This window comes from Alphaproteobacteria bacterium, assembly GCA_002869105.1.
In the GTDB taxonomy this organism is placed as follows: domain Bacteria; phylum Pseudomonadota; class Alphaproteobacteria; order UBA7879; family UBA7879; genus UBA7879.
Genome location: PKTP01000009.1, coordinates 1 through 5,571 on the forward strand (window position 1 = coordinate 1; position 5,571 = coordinate 5,571).

The following is a 5,571-nucleotide window of genomic DNA, read 5'->3' on the forward strand; positions in this document are numbered from 1 at the left end:
GTTGTGACGGCCGGCATTCACAAAGCGCCTACCATAGAAACGGCTGAGGCCGCCAAGGTGATTGAAAATGTACAGCGCGATTTAAACATTGCCCTGATCAATGAAATTGCCATGATTTGCGGGCGCTTGGGGATTGATACCAACGATGTGATTGATGCTGCCGGAACCAAATGGAACTTTATTAAAATGCGCCCGGGATTGGTCGGGGGCCATTGCATTGGGGTGGATCCTTATTATTTAACGCATTGCGCCGAAAAAGCTGGTTATCATCCAGAAGTGATTCTTTCGGGTCGGCGGACCAATACCGAAATTCCTTATTTTGTGGCCAGTGAAGTGGTGAAGGCCTTGTTTAAAAACGGCAGCACTGACCGGACGGTCACCGTTTTGGGCTGTACCTTTAAAGAAAATGTGCCGGACATAAGAAACTCGCGGGTGTTTGAGATTGTGAAAGAACTTGAGAGATATGGGGTGACTGTACAGGTAACTGATCCCGAAGCAGATTTTGAAGAAACGTTTGAAGAAACCGGGATTAAGTTGATTCCATTTAATCAACTAAAATCGGCTTCAGCGTTGATTGTTGCTGTTTCACATGAGATTTATGTTCAAAAAGGGTGGGGCCTTACTAGTTTACTCCATGATCAAAAGGGCCTTATTTTTGACCTGAAAGCCATGCTGGCACGAGAAGCAAAACCTAATACCATCGATCTTTGGAGGCTTTAGTGGATTTTTCAAACATTAAGATTGCTGTTGTTGGCTGTGGTTATTGGGGCAAAAACTTGGTGCGTAATTTTCATGAGCTGGGCGCCTTGAAAGCGGTGTGTGACGGCTATGCTCCTCAAGCGCAAAAAATGGCTGAAACGTACGGTGTACCAGCTCTTTCGTTTGAGGAAGTTTTGAAAGACCCTGAAATTCAAGGGGTGGTAATTGCGGCGCCTGCTGAACTTCATCATGACCTGGCCAAAAAAGTGCTGTTAGCTGATAAGCATGTGTTTGTTGAAAAGCCACTTTCGTTAGAAGTTAAGAATGCGGAAGAGCTGTGCCAACTTGCTCAAGAACAACAGAAGATATTGATGGTTGGGCATTTGTTGCAATATCACCCAGCCTTCCTCGAGCTTAAAAATAGAGTAGGGAAGGGAGACATTGGCAAACTTCAATATCTTTATTCAAACCGCTTGAATTTCGGAAAAATTCGCCAGGAAGAAAATAGCTTGTGGAGCTTTGCCCCCCATGACATCTCGATGATTCTTTCCATTGCGAAACAAGAGCCAGAGTCTGTTTATGCCACCGGGTCATGCCATGTGAATGCTCATATTCATGATACCACCATGACGCATCTTCACTTTAAAAATGGCGTCGATGCCCATGTGTTCGTGTCTTGGCTGCACCCGTTTAAAGAGCAAAAACTTGTGGTGGTGGGCTCTGAAGGAATGTTTGTGTTTGATGATGGCCAACCTTGGGCTGAAAAACTCCAGTTCTACCCGCATAAAGTGAATTGGGTAGAAGGGGTGCCCACGCCTGATAAAGCAGCATGCGAATATATTGCCCTTGAGAATTCAGAGCCACTCAAGTTGGAATGTGCCCATTTTTTAGAGTCTATCTCTAAACAGACAGCGCCCCGGACCGATGGTCAAGAAGGTCTACGGGTTTTGAAGGTTTTAGATGCAGCCCAAAAGTCACTTGGTCAAAAAAAAAGTCTAGAGCCTACTAGCTCTTTTCAAAACGATCTAAAGTACTTTGCTCATGCAACCGCAGCAATAGATTCTGGCTGTGACATTGGAGTGGGCTCAAAAATTTGGCATTATAGTCATATCCTTTCTGGTACTAAGATTGGTAAAAATGCCATCATTGGGCAAAACGTGATGATTGGGCCCGATGTGGTGGTGGGTGATCAGTGTAAGATTCAAAACAATGTCAGTCTTTATAAAGGTATCACCCTTGAAGAGGGCGTTTTTTGCGGGCCCTCGTGTGTGTTTACCAACGTTAATACGCCGCGTGCGTGTATTGAGCGCAAAGACCAGTATAAACCGACCCATGTTGAAAAATGGGTGACCATTGGCGCCAATGCCACCATTATCTGTGGCGTGCGCTTGGGCGCTTATAGCTTAATTGGTGCAGGGGCCGTTGTGACTAAAGATGTAAAGCCCCATACCCTGATGGTGGGCAATCCCGCCCGGCAAATCGGCTGGGTGACTCATGCCGGCGAAGTCCTGCGCGAGGATATGACCTGCCCTCGGGAGGGTCGAAAATATCAGGTTGTTGGGGATACTTTGGAAGAGGTTTTGTGCAACATTATAAACTAGGCATATTCAATAGAAATCCACCCCGGTAAATAATGGTGATAATAAGTAGAACTTTCCCACAATAAACTTATAAAAATCTTGGCCCCAAGGGGCGGGTAGGGCTAATTGTCGCTATGCCGTTTTTTTTGACAAAAATATTACTTTTTACTAGGCTGTAGAATATTACAAAAAGCGACAAATGATTCCACTGCATAATTTAAAAATAAATGCAAAAGCCCACTTTTGGACAACTCACAAACTATGCGAAGTGTTGCATGGATCTCTTTCAGATAATGAAATTAGGTCAAGTCAAAGAGAAATAGAAAAAAGTGAGTTGTTTCCGGCTTATTTAAAGTTAAATGAAATAGCAGATCATTTAGGAAGAAAAGCAAAAAAATTGTTCTAAGCGCATTATTAGGTAAGGCTAAGGTAAAAAAGGAGCTTGTTTTATATGCTCAGTTGAAAAAACTGAATGATAAAATATCAATTCTGTTTCTTCATGATGGCCGCTTGGGACGTCGATGGGCATTTTTAGAAAATGATAACCTTATAGATGACCTTAAAAAGTGGCTCCAAATCCTTGTAGCTCAAGAGCAAAGGAATATCACTTTAATTCCTTCAGGTGAAGTTGTTAAATGGTTGTGTGAAATATCTAAGGATGCCGGGAGCTCAATTCTAGAAAGTTTTGATGAATTCAAATTAGATGTCTCTTTTGAAATTTATCAGTCTTTTATTGATGATATTAGTCGCTTCAACATAAAAACTGAGAAAAAAATTAGGGAGAAAGGGGAAACCTTATCTCACCTGGATCACTTAGAGTCTGAAAGTATCCATATTATGCGTGAAGCTTTGGCAGGGGCTGAAAATCCTGTGATGCTTTATTCTTGGGTTGGAAAAGACTCTGCTGTTATGTTGCACCTTGCGATAAAGGCTTTTTATCCAAGTAAGCTTCCGTTCCTTCTTTTACACGTTGATACAACTTGGAAATTTCAAGCGATGTATGATTTTAGGTCCTGGATTGAAAAATAATATAACCTTGATCTCATCATCCATAAAAATAAAGAGGAGGGTATTGAAAAGGGAATTAATCCTTTTGATCATGGGTCTTCTGTCCATACAGATATTATGAAGACGCAGGCTTTAAAACAAGCTTTGAATACATATAAATTTGATGTTGCTTTTGGGGGTGCTCGGAGAGATGAAGAGAAAAGCCGGGCCAAAGAACGCATTTTTTCCTTCAGAACTGAAACACATCAGGGGAACCCAAAAAATCAACGGCCAGAGCTATGGAATCTCTTTAATACCTTTAAACATCAAGGAGAAAGTATACGGGTTTTTCCTCTGTCAAATTGGACAGAGCTCGATATTTGGCTCTATATTTATCGAGAAAATTCCGATCGTTCCTCTTTATTTTGCGGCTAAGAGACCTGTTGTTAAAAGAAATGATCAATATTTGATGGTTGATGATGACCGCTTCCAGATTTTTGAAGACTAAAAAATTTTAACAGAAAAAGTGAGATTTAGAACCTTAGGGTGTTATCCTCTAACTGCAGGCATAAAATCAGAGGCTGATACCCTTGAAGGTATTATTCTGGAGCTCATAGCCAGCAAAACGAGTGAGAGACAGGGCCCGTTTCATTGATAAAGATATTTCTGGATCTATGGAAAAAAAAATAGAGGGTTACTTCTGATGAAAGTTAACGCAGCACTTTCTCAACAAGAGAAACTTGAGCAGTTTATTCATAGAAACTCTACTTTAGATACGCTTCGATTTATCACATGCGGTAGCGTTGATGATGGAAAAAGTACCTTAATTGGAAGGCTTTTGTATGAATCTCAATTGATATTTGATGATCAAGTTGAACAACTTAAGTTGGATTCAAAAAAATCGGCTCATGCAAACGGTGAGATAGATTTTTCTCTTCTTGTGGATGGATTGAGCTCTGAGCGAGAACAAGGTATTACCATAGACGTAGCTTATCGATTCTTCAATACAGACAAAAGAAAATTTATTGTTGCTGATACTCCGAGTTATGAGCAGTATACACGAAACATGGTAACGGGTGCTTCAACAGCGGATATAGCGGTAATTTTAATTGATGCCCGTCAAGGAGTTTTGACTCAAACAAAGAGACATTCTTACATTTGTTCATTAATGGGGATCAAAAAAGTTATTTTAGCTATTAATAAGATGGACTTAGTTGATTTTGATCAAGAGAGATACCTAAAAATTTGCAAAGATTACAAAGAGGTTAAAAATAAAACGGATTTTGAAGAAATCATTCCCATCCCCTTATCTGCGCTTAAGGGGGATAATATAATCAAGCACTCTAAGCATATGAAGTGGTTTGATGGGCCAACATTCTCATTGGATGTTTAGAAACAATCGATTTTAAGGAAAATCCTGAAGATATTGGGTCTACTTTTCAGGTACAATGGGTAAATCGACCGAATCAGGATTTTAGAGAGTTTTCTGGACGTGTCACTTCTGGATCTTTTAAGAAAGGGGATAAAATAACCATTTCTTCATCAGGTCTTTCTGCTGAGATTTCAAATATAATTTTAAGCTCTGACAAGTTAGATAAAGCTTTTCCAGGTCAATCTGTAACACTTTGTCTAAACAAAGAGATAGATGACTCAAGAGGAGATATTCTTACAACAAACCCTGATATGTTGCCAAAAATTTCTAAGGTCTCTGCTCATATCATTTGGCTTGCTGATCAAACTGGTTTCATAGGCCGAGCATACCGCCTTAAAATTGGTGCTAAAGTTGCTAATGCTCAGATAACAAAAATAAAGAATAAAATTGACATTAATTCCATGGCTGAGATTCAAGGAATCGATCTTTTTTGTAATGATATAAGTATTGTTGAAATTAGCTTTGATCAGGAAATACCAATTACTTCGTACGATAAAAACAAAGCTAATGGGGGATTCATATTAATTGATCGCATGACAAATCAAACTGTCGCTGCTGGGATGATTAATTTTGTTCTAAGGCGCTCTCGTTTTATTTTTGATCAAAGCTTTTCTATTACAAAAGAAAAACGTGCCTTATTGAATGGCCATTCAGGGAAAATCATTTGGTTTACGGGATTAAATGGATCAGGCAAATCGACTCTTGCAAACGCATTAGAGCAGTCCCTTTACCAAAAAGGGATTAGAACTTATATTTTAGATGGAGATAATATCCGATCAGGGCAATGTTTAAATCGCGCTGTACATTTTCAATCACCTTGGCGGCCTCAGCCGTTTCTATGGTAGGCGCTTTGTGAATGCCGGCCGTCACAAC

At 40.2% G+C, this 5,571-nt stretch carries 5 protein-coding genes and 1 pseudogene; all 6 read left to right on the top strand.

Going from position 1 to position 5,571, the window contains the following annotated elements:
• A partial coding sequence (locus C0582_04710) for a nucleotide sugar dehydrogenase (protein ID PLX29438.1) occupies positions 1–720 on the top strand: 720 nt, incomplete at its 5' end.
• Positions 720–2,300, top strand: coding sequence for an oxidoreductase (locus C0582_04715; GenBank protein ID PLX29439.1), 1,581 nt, complete (start codon positions 720–722; stop codon positions 2,298–2,300). The genes C0582_04710 and C0582_04715, both read left to right, overlap by 1 nt.
• Positions 2,301–2,478: 178 nt before the next feature.
• Positions 2,479–2,685 carry a hypothetical protein gene (locus C0582_04720; GenBank protein PLX29440.1) on the top strand — a complete coding sequence of 69 codons (207 nt, stop codon included), beginning with the start codon at positions 2,479–2,481 and terminating at the stop codon, positions 2,683–2,685.
• A gap of 431 nt (positions 2,686–3,116) precedes the next feature.
• Positions 3,117–3,970 (top strand): annotated as a pseudogene (locus C0582_04725) (sulfate adenylyltransferase subunit CysD).
• A complete protein-coding gene (locus tag C0582_04730) occupies positions 3,970–4,659 on the top strand; it encodes a hypothetical protein (GenBank protein ID PLX29441.1) in 690 nt (229 codons plus the stop codon). The pseudogene C0582_04725 and the gene C0582_04730 overlap by 1 nt, the downstream one beginning before the upstream one ends.
• 290 nt (positions 4,660–4,949) lie before the next feature.
• Positions 4,950–5,543: a hypothetical protein gene (locus tag C0582_04735; protein PLX29442.1), complete on the top strand. Its 594-nt coding sequence runs from the start codon at positions 4,950–4,952 to the stop codon at positions 5,541–5,543.
• Positions 5,544–5,571 lie beyond the last annotated feature (28 nt).

Coding starts and splice junctions, on each gene's coding strand:
- C0582_04720 (PLX29440.1), top strand. CDS start 2,479: ATGATTCCACTGCATAATTTAAAAATAAATGCAAAAGCCCACTTTTGG.
- C0582_04730 (PLX29441.1), top strand. CDS start 3,970: ATGAAAGTTAACGCAGCACTTTCTCAACAAGAGAAACTTGAGCAGTTT.
- C0582_04735 (PLX29442.1), top strand. CDS start 4,950: ATGTTGCCAAAAATTTCTAAGGTCTCTGCTCATATCATTTGGCTTGCT.